The sequence below is a fragment of the Hydrogenophaga aquatica genome (assembly GCF_054780915.1).
Map to the genome: position 1 here is coordinate 386997 of NZ_BAAGVK010000011.1, position 19689 is coordinate 406685.

The 19689-nt window shown below is 64.4% G+C and carries 17 protein-coding genes; 8 read left to right on the plus strand and 9 right to left on the minus strand.

The features are described from left to right. Positions 1-3 precede the first annotated feature (3 nt). The 7 genes from ACYVHH_RS09255 to ACYVHH_RS09285 all read right to left on the minus strand — a co-directional run bounded on the left by ACYVHH_RS09255 (position 4) and on the right by ACYVHH_RS09285 (position 9201). Complete coding sequence (locus tag ACYVHH_RS09255; RefSeq protein ID WP_460564851.1) at positions 4-2115, minus strand: 3-hydroxyacyl-CoA dehydrogenase NAD-binding domain-containing protein; 2112 nt, start codon at positions 2113-2115, stop codon at positions 4-6. 112 nt (positions 2116-2227) lie between these two features. Further along, positions 2228-2923, minus strand: coding sequence for an ABC transporter ATP-binding protein (locus ACYVHH_RS09260; RefSeq protein WP_460564852.1), 696 nt, complete (start codon positions 2921-2923; stop codon positions 2228-2230). Positions 2924-2941: 18 nt separating this feature from the next. Beyond that, positions 2942-3724, minus strand: coding sequence for an ABC transporter ATP-binding protein (locus tag ACYVHH_RS09265; RefSeq protein ID WP_460564853.1), 783 nt, complete (start codon positions 3722-3724; stop codon positions 2942-2944). Continuing rightward, positions 3724-5016, minus strand: a complete 1293-nt coding sequence (locus ACYVHH_RS09270; RefSeq protein ID WP_460564854.1) for a branched-chain amino acid ABC transporter permease — start codon at positions 5014-5016, stop codon at positions 3724-3726. The genes ACYVHH_RS09265 and ACYVHH_RS09270 overlap by 1 nt, the downstream gene beginning before the upstream one ends. Positions 5017-5025: 9 nt before the next feature. After that, positions 5026-6051 (minus strand): branched-chain amino acid ABC transporter permease, encoded by a 1026-nt coding sequence (locus ACYVHH_RS09275; protein ID WP_460564855.1) that lies wholly within the window; start codon positions 6049-6051, stop codon positions 5026-5028. 159 nt (positions 6052-6210) lie between these two features. After that, positions 6211-7446, minus strand: coding sequence for a branched-chain amino acid ABC transporter substrate-binding protein (locus ACYVHH_RS09280; protein WP_460564856.1), 1236 nt, complete (start codon positions 7444-7446; stop codon positions 6211-6213). Between the two features lie 117 nt (positions 7447-7563). Beyond that, positions 7564-9201, minus strand: a complete 1638-nt coding sequence (locus ACYVHH_RS09285; protein ID WP_460564857.1) for a 3-(methylthio)propionyl-CoA ligase — start codon at positions 9199-9201, stop codon at positions 7564-7566. A 202-nt stretch (positions 9202-9403) separates the two neighbouring features. On the opposite strand from ACYVHH_RS09285, the gene ACYVHH_RS09290 reads away from it, so the two are divergent. From ACYVHH_RS09290 to ACYVHH_RS09320, 7 genes are all read left to right on the plus strand, one after another. After that, the gene (locus ACYVHH_RS09290) at positions 9404-10111 is read left to right on the plus strand and encodes a response regulator (protein ID WP_460564858.1); all 708 of its coding nucleotides are present in this window, start codon (positions 9404-9406) and stop codon (positions 10109-10111) included. A 71-nt stretch (positions 10112-10182) separates the two neighbouring features. After that, on the plus strand, positions 10183-10893 hold the full coding sequence (locus ACYVHH_RS09295) for a Crp/Fnr family transcriptional regulator (protein ID WP_460564859.1): 711 nt from the start codon (positions 10183-10185) through the stop codon (positions 10891-10893). Between the two features lie 56 nt (positions 10894-10949). After that, complete coding sequence (locus ACYVHH_RS09300; protein WP_460564860.1) at positions 10950-12437, plus strand: protein adenylyltransferase SelO; 1488 nt, start codon at positions 10950-10952, stop codon at positions 12435-12437. Positions 12438-12543: 106 nt separating this feature from the next. Then, positions 12544-12951: a peptide-methionine (R)-S-oxide reductase MsrB gene (msrB, locus tag ACYVHH_RS09305; RefSeq protein ID WP_460564861.1), complete on the plus strand. Its 408-nt coding sequence runs from the start codon at positions 12544-12546 to the stop codon at positions 12949-12951. An 8-nt stretch (positions 12952-12959) separates the two neighbouring features. Beyond that, the gene (locus ACYVHH_RS09310; RefSeq protein WP_460564862.1) at positions 12960-13505 is read left to right on the plus strand and encodes a septation protein A; all 546 of its coding nucleotides are present in this window, start codon (positions 12960-12962) and stop codon (positions 13503-13505) included. Next, positions 13502-13777, plus strand: a complete 276-nt coding sequence (locus ACYVHH_RS09315) for a BolA family protein (protein ID WP_460564863.1) — start codon at positions 13502-13504, stop codon at positions 13775-13777. The genes ACYVHH_RS09310 and ACYVHH_RS09315 overlap by 4 nt, the downstream gene beginning before the upstream one ends. A 34-nt stretch (positions 13778-13811) precedes the next feature. Further along, positions 13812-14585, plus strand: a complete 774-nt coding sequence (locus ACYVHH_RS09320; protein WP_460564864.1) for a peptidylprolyl isomerase — start codon at positions 13812-13814, stop codon at positions 14583-14585. A gap of 52 nt (positions 14586-14637) precedes the next feature. On the opposite strand, the gene clpB is transcribed toward ACYVHH_RS09320, so the two are convergent. After that, the gene (gene clpB, locus ACYVHH_RS09325) at positions 14638-17238 is read right to left on the minus strand and encodes an ATP-dependent chaperone ClpB (protein ID WP_460564865.1); all 2601 of its coding nucleotides are present in this window, start codon (positions 17236-17238) and stop codon (positions 14638-14640) included. A 148-nt stretch (positions 17239-17386) separates the two neighbouring features. On the opposite strand from clpB, the gene ACYVHH_RS09330 reads away from it, so the two are divergent. Then, a complete protein-coding gene (locus tag ACYVHH_RS09330; protein WP_460564866.1) occupies positions 17387-19189 on the plus strand; it encodes a gamma-glutamyltransferase family protein in 1803 nt (600 codons plus the stop codon). 20 nt (positions 19190-19209) lie between these two features. Here the strand turns inward: ACYVHH_RS09330 and moaE are convergent, their stop codons facing one another. Next, positions 19210-19689: a molybdopterin synthase catalytic subunit MoaE gene (gene moaE / locus ACYVHH_RS09335; RefSeq protein WP_460564867.1), complete on the minus strand. Its 480-nt coding sequence runs from the start codon at positions 19687-19689 to the stop codon at positions 19210-19212.

A 19689-nucleotide genomic window follows, 5' to 3' on the forward strand; every position in this document is an offset into this window, starting at 1 on the left:
GGCTTAGAACGTCTTGCCTTCGGCGGCCAGGCGGGCCAGCAGCGGTGCGGGCTCCCAGAACTTGGCGTCGTCGTGCGGGTTGCGGGCAAAGCGCTTCATGGCCTGCACCACGTTGAACAGGCCGATTTCGTTGGCGTAGTTCAGCGGACCGCCGCGGTACACCGGGAAGCCGTAGCCAAAGATGTAGACCACGTCGATGTCGCTGGCCTTGTTGGCAATGCCCTCCTCCAGGATGTGCGCCGCCTCGTTGACCAGGCTGAACACCAGACGCTGGACGATCTCCTCATCGGAAATCTTGCGCGGGGTGATGCCCAGGGTCTTGCGGTGCTCCTCGATCATGGCCACCACCTCGGCGTTGGGGATGGCGTCGCGCTTGCCAGGCACATAGTCGTACCAGCCCGCCCCGGTCTTCTGGCCGAAACGCCCCTTTTCGCACAGCAGGTCGGCGGTCTTGCTGTACTTCATGTCGGGCTGTTCCACGTAGCGGCGCTTGCGGATGGCCCAGCCAATGTCGTTGCCCGCCAGGTCGCCCATGCGGAAAGGGCCCATGGCAAAACCGAATTTCTCGATGGCGCGGTCCACCTGTTCGGGCGTGCAGCCTTCGTCCAGCAAGAAACCGCCCTGGCGGCCATATTGTTCGATCATGCGGTTGCCAATGAAGCCATCGCACACGCCCGAGACCACCGCCGTCTTCTTGATCTTCTTGCTGATGGCCATCACCGTGGCCAGCACGTCCTTGGCGGTGGCGTCGCCGCGCACTACCTCCAGCAGCTTCATGACGTTGGCGGGGCTGAAGAAGTGCATGCCCACCACGTCCTGCGGGCGCTGGGTGAAGGCGGCTATTCTGTTCAGGTCCAGCGTCGAGGTGTTGCTCGCCAGGATGGCGCCGGGTTTCATCACCTCGTCGAGCTTCTTGAACACCTGCTCCTTGACGCCCAGATCCTCGAACACGGCCTCGATCACGAGATCGGCCTCTTTCAAATCCGCATAGTCCAGCGTGGTGGACAGCAGGGCCATGCGTTGCTCGTACTTGTCCTGCTTGAGCTTGCCTTTCTTGACCTGTGCTTCGTAGTTCTTGCGCATCACGCCCACGCCACGGTCCAAGGCTTCCTGCTTCATCTCGAGCATCTTCACCGGAATGCCCGCGTTGAGGAAGTTCATGGCGATACCGCCGCCCATGGTGCCCGCGCCAATCACGGCCACGCTTTGGATGGCGCGTGCAGGGGTGTCGTCGGGCACGTCGGGAATCTTGCTGGCAGCGCGCTCGGCCACGAACAGGTGACGCAGGGCGCGGCACTCGGGCGTCCACATCAGGTTGATGAAGGTCTCGCGCTCGTAGGCCATGCCGTCTTCGAACTTGCGCAGCGTGGCTTGCTCCACCGCGTCCACGCACTTGGCGGGGGCCGGGAAGTTCTTGGCCATGCCCTTGACCATGTTGCGTGCAAACTGGAAGTAGGCCGCCCCCTGCGGGTGCTTGCAGGGCAGATTGCGAACCAGCGGAAACGCGGAGCCATCGGCGGCATGGCGGGCTGCAACTTCGCGCGCCAGGGCCATGGCCTCGTCCATCAGGGACTCACGCGACGCGGCCAGCTTGTCGAACAGTTTCTGGCCGGGCACGCCCGCCAGCATTTCGCTCTTCACAGGTTCGCCGCTGACGATCATGTTGAGCGCGGCTTCCACGCCCAGCACACGCGGCAGGCGCTGCGTACCGCCAGCGCCGGGAATCAGTCCCAGCTTCACTTCGGGCAGGGCCACATTGCAGCCGGGCGCCACAACGCGGTAGTGCGCGCCCAGTGCCAGTTCCAGCCCCCCACCCATGGCCACACTGTGGACAGCGGCCACCACCGGCTTGGTGGTGTTCTCCACCGCGCGGATGACACTCAGCAGGTTGGGCTCCTGGATGGCCTTGGGCGTGCCGAACTCCTTGATGTCCGCCCCGCCCGAGAAGGCCTTGCCTGCGCCTGTGAGCACGATCGCCTTGATGGCGGGATCGGCCTCGGCCTGGGCCAACCCGGCAACGATGCCCTGGCGGGTGGACAGCCCCAGACCGTTGACCGGCGGGTTGTCCAGGGTGATCACGGCCACTTCGCCGTGGGCTTGGTAATGTGCGGTCATGAAGTCTCCTCTTCAGGGTCCGTAAAGCAAAAAACGAACGATCGTTCGATTTGCGTTGATTCTAGGCAGAAACTCAGGTGGTGCAAGGCGCGGCTGTCACCTGTTTGTCTCGTCAAACCTCCAGCCACTCCTTGCGCACATACGGGTTGGCCTTCAACTCCGTCGGCGTTCCCTCGAACACGATGCTCCCGTGCCCCATCACCAGCGTGCGGTCCGAGATGTTCAAGGCAATCGTCAGCTTCTGCTCGATCAGCAACACCGACACCCCCCTGCTCTTGAGCTTCTGCAGGTACTCCGCCACCAGTTCAACGATCTTCGGCGCCAACCCCTCGGTCGGCTCGTCGATGATGATCAGATCCGGATCGCCCATCAGCGTGCGGCACAGCGTCAACATCTGCTGCTCCCCGCCCGACATCACCCCCGCCTCGGTGTGCTGGCGTTCCTTCAGGCGCGGAAACATCGCATACATGTCATCGAACGACCAGCGGCTGCCCTTGCCCGAGCCCTTCTGCCCCAGCAACAGGTTCTGGTGCACCGTCAGCTTCGGGAAGATGTCCCGGTTCTCGGGCACATAACCCAGCCCCAGGTGCGCCACTTCAAACGGCTTGCGGCCCTGGATCGACTGGCCTTTCCAGCGAATATCGCCCTCGCAGTCCACCAGTCCCATCACCGCCTTGGCGGTGGTGGAACGGCCGGAGCCATTGCGCCCCAGCAGGGCCACGATCTCGCCCTGCCCCACCTTGAAATGCACGCCATGCAGCACGTGGCTCTTGCCGTAGTAGGCGTGCAGGTTGTTGACTTCCAGCATGTTCACGGCTCCGGTTCGTCAATGCGCGGCCTGGGCCGCCTGTTCGTCCGCCAGCACCGAGCCCAGGTACGCTTCCTGCACCCGTGCATTGGCACGCACTGCCTCGGGCGTGTCGAAGGCGATCACCTCGCCATACACCACCACGGCAATCTTGTCGGCCAGGCCGAACACCACACCCATGTCGTGTTCGACCGTCAGCAGTGTCTTGCCCACGGTCACCTCGCGGATCAGGTCGATGAAGCGCCGGGTTTCGCTCTTGCTCATGCCCGCCGTGGGCTCGTCCAGCAGGACCACGTTGGCCCCACCCGCGATGGTGATGCCGATCTCCAGCGCCCGCTGCTCCGCGTAGGTCAGGTTCATGCCCAGCACATCGCGCTTCTTGTCAAGGCGGATCATCTCCATCAGCGCCTCGGCACGTTCGTTGGCATCCTCCAGGTCGGCCAGGAACTTGAAGAAGGTGTACTTGTAACCCAGGCTCCACAGCACGGCACAGCGCAGGTTCTCGAACACGCTGAGCTTGGGGAAGATGTTGGTGATCTGAAAACTGCGGCTCAACCCCAGGCGGTTGATCTCGAAAGGCTTCTTGCCATTGATGCGCTGGCCGTTGAGCAGTATCTCGCCGCTGGTGGGTTCGAAGCGGCCGCTGATCAGGTTGAACAGCGTGGACTTGCCTGCCCCGTTGGGGCCGATGATGGCCACCCGCTCACCCGGACGCACCGCCAGGTCGGCGCCACGGATGATCTCCGTCTTGCCAAAACTCTTGCGCAGATTCTTGAGTTCCAGTGCATAGGGGGCGTTCATCAGCTCGTCTCCCGGCGTTTGATTTCTTTTTCAATGTCGGTCTGTATCTCGGCCCACTGCTGGCGAAAGTGGTGCCGCGTCAGCTCGAACAGGCCCAGCCCGGTCAGCAGCACGAAGGCGGCGCCAAACCAGCTCGTGGCCTGCTTGGCGTGCAGGGCGACCCCCAGGAAGCGCACCTCATCGCCCAGCGCGGCGTTCAGTTGCAGGTGGTAGATCATTTCCACCATCGCCCCGCCGCCCGCCAGCACCACCAGCGCGGTCACGCCCAGCGCAAGGTAGCTCACCCACAGCTCACGCAACCGCCCGAAGGCCGCCACGCGCAGGTTCATCATCACCAGGCTCGCCACGCCCCCCGGGGCGTACATCACCATGAACAGGAAGATCAGGCCCAGGTACAGCAGCCACGCCTTGGTGATCTCGGAAAACAGCACGAAGGCCAGCACCATCAGTACCCCGCCGATGATGGGGCCGAAGAAGAAGGTGGCGCCGCCCAGGAAGGTGAACAGCAGGTAGGCGCCCGAGCGCAGCGGCCCCACCACCTCGGCGGTCACGATCTCGAACTGGATGGCCGCCAGCCCGCCCGAGATGCCCGCGAAGAAGCCCGCGATGATGAACGCCAGGTAGCGCACCTTCTGCGTGTTGTAGCCGATGAACTCCACCCGCTCCGGGTTGTCACGCACCGCGTTGAGGATGCGGCCCAGCGGCGTGCGTGTGAAGGCGTACATCAGCGCCACGCAAACAAAGGTGTACACGGCGATCAGGTAATACACCTGCACCGCCGGGCCGTAGGTGATGCCCATCACCGGGTCACCCACCATGCGGTCGGCCGAAATGCCCGCCTCCCCGCCAAAGAAGCCCGAGAACATCAGCGACATGGCAAACACCAGTTCCGCCATGCCCAGGGTGATCATGGCAAAGGGCGTGCCGGCCTTTTTCGTGGTCACAAAGCCGAACAGCACGGCGAAGAACATCCCCGCCAGGCCGCCGGCCAGCGGAATCAGGCTCACCGGCAGCGGCAGCACCCCGTCCGCCACGCGCAGCAGCGTGTGAATGGCCACGTAAGCCCCCAGGCCGGTATAAACCGCGTGCCCGAAGCTCAGCATGCCCCCCTGCCCCAGCAGCATGTTGTAAGAAAGGCAGGCCACGATGGCAATGCCCATCTGCGCCAGCATGCTGATGGACAGGTTGCTCGAAAACACCTTGGGCGCAAACAGCAGCACCAGCGCGAACAGCGTCCAGATGATCCAGCGCCCCACGTTGTAGGGTTTGAAGATGTAGTAAGCGGTCGTCATGGGTTTACCTCAAGTCTCGCGCGTGCCCAGCAGCCCCTTGGGCCGGAAGATCAGGATCAGCACCAGGAACAGGTAGGGCAATATGGGCGCCACCTGCGACAGCGTCAGCTTGAGCACGGCGTTGTCCTGCAAGGCTTGCGAAAGCTCCAGGCCCGCACCTTGCGCCAGGCTCACGAAGGAATGGTCCAGCGCCACGGCAAAGGTCTGGATCACCCCGATGAGCACCGACGCCAGAAACGCCCCGGAGAGCGAACCCAGGCCGCCCACCACCACCACCACGAAGATGACCGACCCCAGCGTGGCCGCCATGGCAGGCTCCGTCACGAAGGTGCTGCCGCCTATCACACCCGCCAGCCCGGCCAGCCCCGTGCCTGCACCAAACACCATCATGAAGACGCGCGGCACGTTGTGGCCCAGGCTCTCCACCATGTCGGGGTGCGTCAGCGCTGCCTGAATGACCAGACCCACCCGCGTGCGGGTTATCAGCAGCCAAAGGCTGACCAGCATCACCACGGCGACCAGCATCATGAACGCCCGCGTTGCGGGGAACGGCGTGCAGATGGTCTGCGCCGCCACGCCGCACATTTCGGCGGCTGCCCTGCCCCACACGAAGCCCATGGTGTCGTTGGCGTGGTGCATCAGCGTGAACGCCGGGCCCTGCAGCAGTTCGGGCGGACGGAACTCCACCGACGTGCGTCCCCAGACCAGCTGCACCAGCTCCAGCACCACGTAGGACAGGCCGAAGGTCACCAGCAGCTCAGGCACATGCCCGTATTTGTGCACCTTGCGCAGGCTCAATTTCTCGAAAAGCGCGCCAAGCAGCCCCACCAGCACCGGCGCCACAAACAGTGCGGGCCAGAAACCCACCACCTGCGCTATCGAATAGCCCAGATAAGCCCCCAGCATGTAGAAGCTGGCGTGCGCGAAGTTGAGCACACCCATCATGCTGAAGATGAGCGTAAGCCCCGAGCTCAGCATGAACAACAACAGCCCGTAACTCAGGCCATTGAGCATGGAAACGATGAAGAACTCCATGGTTCCGTCTTTCCCGGCCCATGCGGGCCCTGAACGCAACAGATACCCCAGCGGCGTGCCTTGCAGGCATGCCGCGTGGGACAAAAGGAAACGGGAGGATATACCGCCACCCGCCCGGTCCTCCCCGGCCGGACCAGGCAGCAGCTGGTCAGCGCCGCATCAACGCGGGCGCTTCATGTCGCAGCTGGTCGGCGTGCTCGCCACATAGGCGGGAAACTCCTTGACCAGACCCAGCGTCATGCCGGTGTTCTCCGGGCTGTAGGGAAACTTCGCATCGGCCTTCTGCCAGCGTGTCAGGTACAGCGGCTGCTGCAGCTGGTGGTCAGCCTTGCGCATCTCCACCTCACCGTTGTAGCTCTGGAACTTGAGCCCTTCCATCGCGGCGGCGACCTTGACCGGATCGGTGGACTTGGCCTTGGCCATGGCCTCACCCAACGCCTTGTAGATGTGGATCACGGAGCCGGTGTAGAAGTCATCCTTCAGGCGCTCCTTGAACTCGGCTTGCCACTTGCCCATGTCGCCACCCATGTTGTAGTGGTTGTACGAGACCTGGTACACCCGCCCCTCGCTGCCCGTGCCCAGCGCGGTGGGCGTGCCGGTCACGCCGGTGTAGTAGGTGTAGAACTTGCCGGTGTAGCCGCCCTCGTTGGCGGCCTTCACCAGCAGCGCCAGGTCAGAGCCCCAGTTGCCCGTGATCACCGTGTCGGCACCCGATGCCTTGATCTTGGCAATGTATGGCGCAAAGTCGCGCACCTGGGCCAGCGGATGCAGGTCCTCGCCCACGATTTCCACGTCAGGCCGCTTGCGCTTGAGCGTTTCCTTGGCGTATTTGGCCACCTGGTGGCCGTGGGAGTAGTTCTGGTTGAGCAGGTACACCTTCTTGATGTCGGGCTGGTCCTTCATGAAGGTGGTCAGCGCCTCCATCTTCATCGAAGTGTCCGCATCAAAGCGGAAGTGCCAGTAGCTGCACTTGCTGTTGGTGAAATCCGGGTCCACGGCGGAATGGTTCAGAAAGACCACCTCCTTGCCCGGGTTGCGGGCGTTGTGCCGGTTAACCGCGTCAATCAGCGCGCCAGCCACGGACGAACCGTTGCCCTGGGTGATGTAGCGCACGCCTTGGTCAATGGCGGACTGCAGCGCGGTCAGGCTTTCAGCCGGGCTGAGCTTGTTGTCGATGCCGATGACTTCAAACTTGACGCCCGCAGGATTGTTGGCGCCACTGAACTTTTCCGCGAAGAACTGGAAGCTCTTCAACTGGTTGGAGCCGACAGGGGCCATCAGGCCCGAGAGCGGGTCGATCCACGCGATCTTCACCGTCTCGCCCTTCTGGGCATGCGCGGCGAATGCACAAGCGAGCACCGCTGCGCCGGTGAGGGTCTTCAACACAAGTTTCATGTTTTGTCTCCTATGCGGGTGGTTGAATTGACACACAGCTTACAAGGGGCGTCTTGATGCGCCCTCAGGGATTGCCCTAGCCGCTATCGCTTGTGCGACTTTGGCCGGGCGTCAAACTCAAAGGCCGGGCAGTTTGTAGTCCGACAGCATCTCGCGCAGCTTCATCTTCTGCATCTTGCCGGTGGCGCCCAGGGGAATGGCGTCCACGAACACCACGTCGTCGGGCACCTGCCACTTGGCAATCTTGCCTTCGTAGAAAGCCAGCAACGCCTCGCGCGTGACCTCCTGGCCGGGCCGCTTGACCACCACAACGATCGGGCGCTCATCCCACTTCGGGTGGCGCATGCCGACGCATGCCGCCATCAGCACAGCCGGGTGGGCCATGGCAATGTTTTCCACATCGATCGAGCTGATCCATTCACCGCCAGACTTGATCACATCCTTGCTGCGGTCGGTGATCTGCATGAACCCTTCCGCGTCGATGGTGGCCACGTCCCCCGTGGGGAACCAGCCGTCCGCCAACGGCGCCGGTCCTTCGCCCTTGTAGTAGTCGCGAATCACCCAGGGCCCCTTGACCAGCAGGTCGCCCGAAGTCTTGCCGTCCCAGGGCAGCTCCTCGCCATCCGGCCCCACCACCTTCATGTCAATGCCGAAGATGGCCCGCCCCTGCTTAAGACGGATCTTCATCTGTTCTTCTGCCGGCAGGTCAAGGTGCTTGTTCTTCAGGGTGCACAACGTGCCCAGCGGGCTGAGTTCCGTCATGCCCCAGGCGTGCAGCACATCCACACCGTATTTCTCGCGGAAAGCGTCGATCATGGCTGGCGGGCACGCCGAGCCGCCGATCACCGTGCGGTTGAGCGACGGCAGCGTCAGGTTGTTCTGCCCCATGTGCGTCAGCAGCATCTGCCACACCGTGGGCACCCCTGCGGCGAAGGTCACTTTCTCCGCGTCCATCAGTTCGTAGACGGATTTGCCATCCAGCGCCGCGCCAGGGAACACCAGCTTGCAACCCACCGCGCAGGCGGAATACGGAATGCCCCAGGCGTTCACATGGAACATGGGAACCACGGGCAGCACACTGTCTCGAGCGCTCAGGCACATCACGTCGGGGAGCGCCGCCGCGTAGGCGTGCAGGATGGTGGACTTGTGGCTGTACAGCGCCGCCTTGGGGTGCCCGGTGGTGCCACTGGTGTAACACATGCTTGATGCGCTGTTCTCGTCAAAGCGCGGCCACTCGTAGTTCTCTGGCTGGCCTGCGATCAATGACTCATAGCTGACCAGGCCAGGAATACTCCCGCCTTCGGTCAACTTGGCCAGGTGGACGTCGTCGCACAGCGCCACCCAGCGCTTCACCGTCGGGCACTTGTCGTGTATGCCCTTGACGATGGGCCAGAAGGTCATGTCGAAGAACAGCGCCTGGTCTTCGGCGTGGTTCACGATCCAGGCGACCTGCTCCGGGATCAGGCGCGGGTTGATGGTGTGCAGCACGCGCCCGGAACCGCTCACGCCGAAGTACATCTCGAAGTGCCGGTAGCCGTTCCACGCCAGCGAAGCCACGCGGTCGCCTTGGGCCAGGCCCATCCCGTCCAGGGCGCTGGCAAGCTGGCGTGCACGCACGGCCGCCTGCCGGTAGGTGGTGCGGTGGATATCACCCTCCACCCGCCGAGAGACAATTTCCACGTCGCCGTGGTGGCGCTCCGCATGGCGGATCAGGTCTGAAATCAGCAGCGGCTGGTCTTGCATCAGGCCAAGCATGAAAAGTCTCCTTGTGATTGAAATGGGGGCCACAACCGATGCATCGTAGCGCGCGGGCATGCCCTCATCTGTCGCCCGACCGACATCCGCCAACCCGCCACCCGCGGTTCAGATCCTGAAAGTGACTCCTATAGGCTGTGGTCACGCGAATGCCCTCATCGGTATAAACGCCACCGCCACAGGAAGGAAGCGGGGAAAGCACGTGACCCAATTGAGCCATGCGTTCGGCAAAGCCTTGAAGGAAATTCGCAAAGCACGGGGGTTGACCCAAGAAGACTTTTCTCTGGTATCCAGCCGCACCCACCTGAGCAGTCTCGAGCGGGGACGCAAGAGTCCGACCTTGCGCATGGTGCAAGACCTTGCCGGAGCCATCGGCATCCACCCGCTGAGCCTGCTGACCAGAACGTGGCTGCACATCGAGGCGCCAGACCCAATGGAAACACTCATGGACCGAATCAAGACTGAAGTCATGTCGCCGCAGGCCCCCCAGGCAGGCACGCTGCCCATACGCCTGCTGATTTCCGACGACCACGCCATGATGCGCGAGGGGATCAAGCAGCTTTATGCGTTGACGCAGGACATTCTCGTCATAGACGAGGCCAGAGACGGTGACGAAACCTTGCAGCGCCTGCACGCGAACGAGGTGGATCTGCTCCTGCTGGACATGAGCATGCCAGGCCTCTGCGGCAACGAGCTGATCCGCACCGTTCGCAACTGCCATCCCGGCCTGCCCATCCTGGTGCTGAGCATGCACGCCGAGGCCGGTGTGGCACAAGGTGCCCTTGACGCGGGGGCGTGCGGTTACCTGACCAAGGACCAGAACCCCGACGTCCTGCTGGCGGCCACCCGCATCACCGCCCGTGGCGGCCGTTTCCTCGACCCCAAGCTCAAAGGCCACGTGGTCTGGTGAGCAAATGCGCCAGGGTGCTGGGCGGCGGCTAGACTTCGGGGGTCAGCACCCTCCTCCTGCCCCGCCACCCCATGCTCCTGGAACCACGCTCGCCTGCCTACCTGTTCCTCTACGGTCAGCCGTGGTTCGAAACCTTGCCTGCTGCCGAAAAACGCGAGCTGGTCGAGCGCATGGTGCTGGTTCGCGCTGCCAAAGGTGAGACCGTTCTGCACAAGGGCCATGCCATAGAAGGCTGGCACGGCGTGCTGTCGGGCATGGTCAAGCTGCAGACTTCCACCGAAGACGGCCGGATATCCGCCTTCCTGGGTGTGCCAGCGGGCGACTGGTTCGGCGAAGGCTCCGTGATCAAGGGGGGACGCTGGCGCTACGACGTCGTCGCCCTGCGCGACACCACGCTCATCAGCATGCCCTTGGCTTGCTTCCAGCAGCTCTACCAACGCAGCCTGCCATTCAACCATTACCTGATTGAGCGGCTCAACCTTCGCCTGGGGCAGGCCATGTCGGCCATCGAGTCGGGCCGCCTGCGCTCGCCCGAGGAGCGCGTGGCCCAGTACCTGCAGCATTTCATCTGGTCGGGCATCCGCAAGATCACCCTGTCCCAGGAAGACCTGGGGCATCTGGCCGGCCTGTCCCGGCAGACCATCAACCGCGTGCTCAAGCAGTTCGAGTCGCAAGGCTGGGTGTCGCTGGAGTTCGGGCGGGTGGACATCCTCGACCAGGAAGCGCTGGACCGCCTGGCAGAGACCGGCAGCGCCAGCGCGGAACTGAAGCCGGAAGACTGATCCGGCCAACCACCCCGCCTCCGGCAGGGCCTCGCCACAACAGGGACAATTCCCGCATGGAATTGCAGACCAGCCGCTTCGAGACCCTGGGCGAGGCTTTTTTCACGCGCCTTCACCCCACACCCTTGCCTGCGCCATATTGGGTGGGCCGCAGCACGCCCTTGGCACGCGCCCTGGAGCTGCCCGAAGACTGGCACGAGCAGCCACAGCACCTGGAGGCCCTCACCGGCAACGGCCTGCCGCCAGGCGCGTCGCCCCTGGCCAGCGTCTACAGCGGCCACCAGTTTGGCCACTGGGCCGGTCAACTGGGAGACGGCCGCGCCATCCTGCTGGGCGAACGCGACAGCGTTGCCGGGCTTCAGGAAATCCAGTTGAAGGGCGCGGGCCTGACCCCCTATTCCCGCATGGGCGACGGGCGTGCCGTGCTGCGCAGCTCCATCCGGGAGTTTCTGTGCAGCGAGGCGATGCATGCGCTGGGCATTCCCACCACCCGCGCGCTTTGTGTCACCGGCTCGGACGCGCCCGTGCGCCGCGAAGAAATCGAGACCGCCGCCGTGGTCACCCGCGTGGCGCCCAGCTTCATCCGCTTCGGCCACTTCGAGCACTTCTGCCACACGGGCCAGCACGACGCACTGCGCCGCCTGGCGGACTTCGTCGTTGATAACTTCTACCCGGAATGCCGCCACGCCGACGGCAACCCATACGCCCGCCTGCTGGAGGCCGTGAGCGCGCGCACCGCCGAGCTGCTGGCCCAATGGCAGGCGGTGGGCTTCTGCCATGGCGTGATGAACACCGACAACATGAGCATCCTGGGGCTCACCATCGACTACGGCCCCTTCCAGTTCATGGACGCCTTCGATCCCGGCCACATCTGCAACCACTCGGACAACACTGGCCGCTACGCCTATGCGCGCCAGCCCAACATCGCCTACTGGAACCTGTTCTGCCTGGGCCAGGCCATGTTGCCGTTGATGGACGACACCCAGCAGGCGCTGAACGCGCTTGAACCCTACAAGGCCTTGTTCCCCGCCGCCCTGCAACGACGCATGGGCGCCAAGCTGGGCCTGGCCGAGGTGCAGGAAGGTGACGCCGCGCTGACCGAAGACGTGATGCAGCTGCTCGCCCGCGACCGCGTGGACTTCACCATCTTCTGGCGGCGTCTGAGTGAGGCGGTGGCCGGGTTCGCTGCGCCCGACACCACCCCGGCACAGAGCGGTCAAGCCATCGCGCCGGTGCGCGACCTGTTCCTCCAGCGCGAAGCCTTTGACGCCTGGGCCGCCCGCTGGCGTGCGCGGCTGCATGCCCAGCCCGGTTTCGACGCCACCGCCACGCGTGACGCCATGCTGCGCACCAACCCGCACGTGGTGCTGCGCAACCACCTGGGTGAGATCGCCATCCACCACGCCCGCCAGGGCGACTTCTCCGTACTGGAACGGCTTCAGGCGGCACTGGAACAGCCCTACACGGCCCTGCCGGGCCACGATGACCTCGCCGCCTTTCCCCCCGATTGGGCCGCACAAATCCAGATCAGTTGCTCTTCCTGACCCTTCATGCTAGGAGTTAAACCATGAACCCCCACGCTCGCATCGGCTCGCTGCCCCCCAAGGGGGCGCATCCCTCCCTTGAGACGGCTCGGCGGGAGGGATGACCATGACCTTCCCCATTGAGAAGACCGACACCGAATGGCGCACCCTGCTGGCGCAGAGGAACGCCGAACCCCTGGCCTACGAGGTCACGCGTCACGCCCGCACGGAACGGCCATTCACCGGCAAGTACGAACGCGTCTGGGCCGACGGCAGCTACCACTGCATCTGCTGCGGGAACCATCTGTTCAACAGCGACACCAAGTTCGATGCCGGCTGCGGCTGGCCCAGCTTCTCTCAGGCCATACCCGGAGCCATCACCGAAATCATCGACCACAGCCACGGCATGGTGCGCGTGGAAACCGTCTGCAGCCAGTGCGGTGCACACCTGGGCCACGTCTTCGAGGACGGTCCGGCCCCCACCGGCCTGCGCTACTGCATGAACTCTGCTGCCCTGGACCTGCAGCCACGATAATCCCGCACATGCGTTTCCTGATCGACTTTTTCCCCATTGGCCTGTTCGTAGCCGCGTACAAGCTGCACGACATCTACACCGCCACGGCGGTGCTGATGGCCGCCACCCTGGTGCAAACAGGCCTCATCTACGCGATAGACCGCCGCCTGCAGACCCTGCAGAAGGTCACCTTGGTGCTGGTGCTGGTGTTCGGCACGCTCACGCTCCTGCTGCACGACGAGCGCTTCATCAAGTGGAAGCCCACGGTGCTTTACGCCAGCATGGCCATCGTGCTGGCGGCGGCGCTCTGGGTCTGGAAAAAGAACTTCCTGCAAATGCTGCTGGGCAGCCAGCTGCGCCTGCCCGATCCGGTCTGGGCCCGCCTTACCGTGGCCTGGGCCGCGTACTTCCTGTTCATGGCTGCCATCAACGCCTACGTGGCTGCCTTCTACTCCACCGAAGACTGGGTCAACTTCAAGCTCTGGGGCTACGTGTTCCCGGTCGTCTTCATCGTAGGCCAGGGCTTCTACGTCGCCCGCCACCTGAAGGACGAGGACACCAGCCAATCATCATGACCCAAGAGCCATTGCCCACTGCCGCAGCCATCGAAGCCACCTTGCGCGAGAGGCTGCAGCCAACGACCGTCCACGTGGTGGACGAGAGCGCCGCCCATGCCGGGCACGCCGGCGCCAACGAGCTGGGCCGCGGCACGCACTTCCGCGTGCGCATCGGCGGCCCCCGGTTCGATGGAATTGGCCGCGTGGCAGCCCACCGCCTTGTGTATGATGCGCTGCAACCATACATAGACGCGGGGCTGCACGCCCTGGCCATCGAAATCCAGCGCTGACGCTTTTTCTTTCTCCCCCTGAAGTCACTCCCCCATGAAACTCGCTCTGACCGCCGTGGCCCTGGCCACCACCCTGGCCATGCCCGCCATGGCTCAAAACATCGCCATCGTCAACGGCAAGCCCGTGCCCGCCTCCCGCATGGAAGCGCTCACCCAGCAAGTCGAGCGCTCTGGCCGTCCGGTTGACGACAACCTGAAGGCGCAGATCAAGGAAGAGCTGATCGCCCGCGAAATCTTCGTGCAGGAAGCCGAAAAGCGCGGCCTCAAGGCCTCCAAGGACTACAAGGCCCAGGCCGAACTCGCCTTGCAGACCATCCTGATCCGTGAACTCTTCGCCGACTTCCAGCGCAAGAACCCCGTGACCGATGCCGAGGTCAAGGCCGAGTACGACAAGTTCGCCGCCGCCAACGGTGGCCAGGAATACCGCGCCCGCCACATCCTGGTGGAAACCGAAGACCAGGCCAAGGCCATCATCGCCAACATCAAGAAGGGCGCCAAGTTCGAAGACATCGCCAAGAAGGACTCCAAGGACCCTGGGTCCGGCGCCAACGGCGGGGACCTGGACTGGGCCACGGCCTCCAGCTTCGTGCCCGAGTTCTCCGAGGCGATGATCAAACTGGGCAAGGGCCAGATGGCTGACGCGCCGGTGAAGAGCCAGTTTGGCTGGCACGTCATCCGTGTCGACGACGTGCGCCAGGCCCAACTGCCTTCCATGGAAGAGCTCAAGCCCCAGATCGCCCAGCAGCTGCAGCAACAGAAGCTGAACGACTTCCAGGAACAGCTGCGCAGCAAGGCCAAGGTGCAATAAGCCTCCGCCTGGCGCCAACGAAAAAGCCCGCTTGATGCGGGCTTTTTCTCTTTCAGTGCACCACGCGTCCGAACTGGAACTGCCCGGGCGCCAGGATCGGGTCCACGTCCACGGGAATCTCGCTCTTCGGCGGGAAGCGCCCCTCCAGAATCAGGCGCGAAAGAGGGTTCTCGATGCGCTGCTGGATGGCCCGCTTGAGCGGGCGTGCCCCGAACACCGGGTCGAACCCCACCTTGGCCAACTCTGACAACGCCGCCTCGCTCACGTTGAGCGTCAGGTCCATCTTGGCCAGGCGCTCCATCAGCACCTTCAGCTGAATCTTGGCAATGTTGGCGATGTGCTCGGCGTTCAGGCCGTGGAACACCACCGTCTCATCAATGCGGTTGAGGAATTCGGGCCGGAAGTGCTGCTTCAATTCGCCCCACACCGCGTCCTTGATGTCCTCGGCGTCCTGGCCGACCATCGCCTGGATCAGGTGTGAGCCGATGTTGCTGGTCATCACGATGACGGCGTTCTTGAAGTCCACCGTGCGACCCTGACCGTCGGTCAGACGGCCGTCGTCCAGTACCTGCAGCAGCACGTTGAAGACGTCGGGGTGCGCCTTTTCCACCTCGTCCAGCAGGATCACGCTGTACGGCTTGCGGCGCACGGCCTCGGTCAGGTAGCCGCCCTCGTCGTAGCCCACGTAGCCCGGGGGCGCGCCAATCAGGCGGCTCACCGAGTGCTTCTCCATGAACTCGCTCATGTCAATGCGGATCAGGTGCTCCTCACTGTCGAACAGGAAGCCCGCCAGCGCCTTGCACAGCTCTGTCTTGCCCACGCCGGTGGGGCCCAGGAACAGGAAGCTGCCCAGCGGGCGGTTGGGGTCGCTCAAACCCGCGCGGCTGCGGCGGATGGCGTTGGCCACGGCCACAATGGCTTCGTCCTGCCCCACCACGCGCTCGTGCAGCTTGTCTTCCATGGTCAGCAGCTTGTCGCGCTCGCCCTGCATCAGCTTGGCCACCGGAATGCCCGTGGCTCGGGCCACCACCTCGGCGATTTCCTCTGCCCCCACCTGGGTGCGCAGCAGCCTCGGCCCGGCGGCGGCACCGCCCGCCTCTTCCTTGGCCTGGGCGTCCTTCAGGCGCTTTTCCAGCTCGGGCAGCTTGCCGTACTGCAGCTCAGCGACCTTGTTGAAGTCGCCCTTGCGCTTGAGGTCCTCGATCTGGATCCTGGTCTGCTCGATGTCCTTGCGCACCTGGTCGGAGCCCTGCGCGGCGGCCTTCTCGCTCTTCCACACCTCTTCCAGGTCAGCCACCTCGCGCTCCAGCTTGGCGATCTCGTCCTCGATCAGGCCCAGCCGCTTTATGGAAGCCTCGTCTTTTTCCTTCTTTACGGCCTCGCGCTCGATCTTGAGCTGGATCAGGCGCCGGTCCAGCTTGTCCATGGCCTCGGGCTTGGAGTCGATCTCGATCTTGATCTTGGCCGCCGCCTCGTCGATCAGGTCAATTGCCTTGTCGGGCAGGAAGCGGTCGGTGATGTAGCGGTGGCTCAGCTCGGCCGCCGCCACGATGGCCGGGTCGGTAATCTCGACGCCGTGGTGCACCTCGTACCGCTCCTGAAGGCCGCGCAGAATGGCAATGGTCGCCTCCACAGTGGGCTCGTCCACCAGCACCTTCTGGAAGCGGCGCTCCAGCGCGGCGTCTTTCTCGATGTACTTGCGGTACTCGTCCAGCGTGGTCGCGCCAATGCAGTGCAGCTCCCCGCGCGCCAGGGCGGGCTTGAGCATGTTGCCGGCGTCAATGGCGCCCTCGGCCTTACCTGCGCCCACCATGGTGTGGATCTCGTCGATGAACAGAATGATGCGGCCTTCGTCCTGGGAAACCTCCTTGAGCACGGCCTTCAGGCGTTCCTCGAACTCGCCGCGGAACTTGGCGCCGGCCAGCAGGCCCGCCATGTCCAGCACCAGCACCTTCTTGTCCTTGAGTGTCTCAGGCACCTCGCCCGCCACGATGCGCTGGGCCAGGCCCTCGACAATGGCGGTCTTGCCCACGCCAGGCTCGCCGATCAGCACCGGGTTGTTCTTGCTGCGGCGCTGCAGCACCTGAATGGCACGGCGGATCTCGTCATCACGGCCGATCACCGGATCCAGCTTGCCCTGCGCGGCACGCTCGGTCAGGTCCAGGGTGTATTTCTTCAGGGCCTCGCGCTGGCCTTCGGCCTCGGGGTTGTCCACCTTCTGGCCGCCGCGCACGGCGTCGATGGCTGCTTCCAGGGTCTGACGCTTCAGGCCAGCCTTGCGGGCCTCGTCTGCCAGGGCAATCTTGCTGTCAGCCAGCGCCAGCAGGAAGGAATCGCTTGAAACAAACTGGTCGCCCCGCTTGATGGCATCTTTCTCGGCGGCCTGCAGCAGCGTCACGGTATCGCGCCCCACCTGGACCTGTTCCTGCCCCTGCACCTGCGGCAGCTTGGCCACGGCCTCATCGGCGGCCTTGCCCAGTGCCGCCACATTCACGCCCGCGCGCTGCAGCAGCGCCTTGGGGCCGTCCTGTTGGCGCAGCATGGCCGCCAGCACGTGTGCTGGCTCAATGTAGGCGTGGTCCTGTCCCAGGGCCAGCGTCTGCGCCTCGCCCAAGGCCTCCTGGAATTTCGTGGTGAGTTTGTCGATACGCATGCAGATGCTCCTGCTGATTGGTGAACTGACGTGATGTTGGGGATGGGGGCGGGGGTTTTCAAGTCACGGGCGGCAAAGAGAAATCCCATCAAAAGCATCACTTTGGCGTATCCTTGTCCCAGGCTCAACCACTGCAAGGAGTCACGCGATGCCACCCGCCCTGCTCTCAGCTCTCCCAACCGCCCTGCTCTCGGCCGTATTGCTGGCCGCCTGCAGTACCACCCCGCCCACGCTCAACTACACCGTGCCCAACCAGCCTGAGGGCTCGTCGGGCTACGCCGAGAAACCCGGCTGGCAGACCGCCAAGTTCGCCGTGGCCGCCGCCAACCCCTTGGCCACCGACGCAGGCTACCAGGTTCTCAAGGCGGGCGGCAGCGCCGTGGATGCAGCCATTGCCGTGCAGATGGTCCTGACACTGGTGGAGCCGCAATCCAGCGGCATTGGCGGCGGCGCCTTCCTCATGCATTTCGACGGCAAAGCCGTCGAGGCCTACGACGGCCGCGAAACCGCCCCTGCGGCAGCCAACGAGGACCTCTTCATCAAGCCCGATGGCAAGCCCATGGCCTTCATCGAAGGCGTGGTGGGCGGGCGCTCTGTGGGCGTTCCCGGCACCGTGCGCATGCTGGAGCTGGCCCACCAGCAACACGGCAAGCTGCCCTGGGCCACGCTGTTCCAGCCCGCCATCACCCTGGCGGAACAAGGCTTCAGGGTGAGCGCCCGGCTCAACACCCTGCTTGCAGCGGAACAGCACCTTAAGAAAGACCCCGTGGCCGCAGCCTATTTCTACGACGCCAGCGGCCAGCCCTGGCCCGTGGGGCACGTGCTGAAAAACCCGGAACTGGCCCAGGTGCTGCGGGACATCGCCGCGCGCGGCTCCAAGGCGCTGCTCGAAGGCCCGGTGGCGCAAGCCATCGTCGACAAGATCCGAAGCCACCCCACCAACCCCGGCCAGATGACACTGGCCGATCTGTCTGGCTACCAGCCGCGCAAGCGTGAGCCGCTGTGTCATGACCATGCCGTGCCGCCGCAGAAGGTGTACCGGCTCTGCGGTTTCCCGCCGCCCAGCTCGGGTGCCATCGCCATCGGCCAGATGCTGGGCATCCTGCAGAACACACAGGGCGCCACGCTGCCCCTGGGCGCAGACGGCCTGCCCAGCGCCGACTGGCTGCACTTCTATACCGAGGCCGCCCGCCTGGCGTTTGCCGACCGCGCGCAATACGTGGCTGATCCCGACTTTGTCCCCCCGCCCGCTGGCTCGTGGATGAGCCTGCTGTCACCCGACTACCTGGCTCAGCGGGCACGGCTGATTGGCGCCCAGTCGATGAAGGTCGCTCAGCCCGGCCGCCCGGAGGGCACGCGAACCAGCTTTGCCCCCATGCCCAACCAGCCGGAATACGGCACCAGCCACATCAGCATCGTGGATGCCCAGGGGCGTGCCGTGGCCATGACCACCACCATCGAAGACGCCTTCGGCGCGCGCCAGATGGTCAAAGGCTTCCTGCTCAACAACGAGTTAACCGATTTCAGCTTCGCCCCGCGCGACGCCCAGGGCACCCCCATCGCCAACCGTGTGCAACCGGGCAAGCGCCCGCGCTCGTCCATGTCGCCCACCCTGGTGTTCGACAAGGCCACGGGGCAACTGGTGATGAGCGGCGGCAGCCCCGGCGGTGCGCTGATCATTCACTACACCGCCAAGACGCTCTGGGGTACGCTGCACTGGGGCATGAATGCCCAGCAGGCCATCAACCTGCCCAACTTCGGTTCGGCCAACGGCCCCACGCTGCTGGAGGAAAAACGCTTCCCCGCCGCCACGGTCGATGCACTGAAGACCCGAGGGCACGAGGTACGGGAAATGAACATGACCAGCGGGCTGCAGGCCATTCAACGCGTGCCGGGCGGCTACTTTGGCGGCGCCGACCCGCGCCGCGAGGGCGTGGTCATGGGTGACTGACCCACTGCGGGGCCGTCGAATCAGCCGTTGCGGCTTTCGATGCCCCAGCGGGCCAAGGCCGCATCGTCGCTCACGCGGGCATCCACCCAGCGGGCGCCCTCGGGCGTCTGCTCCTTCTTCCAGAAAGGCGCCTGCGTCTTCAGGTAATCCATCAGGAATTCGCAGGCCTGGAAGCTCTCGCCCCGGTGGGCCGACGTCACCGCTACCAGCACGATCTGGTCCAGCGGGTGCAACAGACCCACGCGGTGGATCACCCGTGCGCCAAAGATATCAAAGCGGCGGAACGCCTCGTCGATCATCGCCTCGATGGCCTTTTCGGTCATGCCAGGGTAGTGCTCCAGCTCCATCGTGGACACGTTCTGACCGTCATTGCGGTCACGCACGGTGCCCACAAAGGCGCAGACGGCGCCCACGCGAGCGTCCTGGCTGCGCAAGGCAAGCACCTCGGCGTTCAGGTCGAAGTCTTCGGTCTGGACGCTGACCCGGTTTGGGGTGGCCAT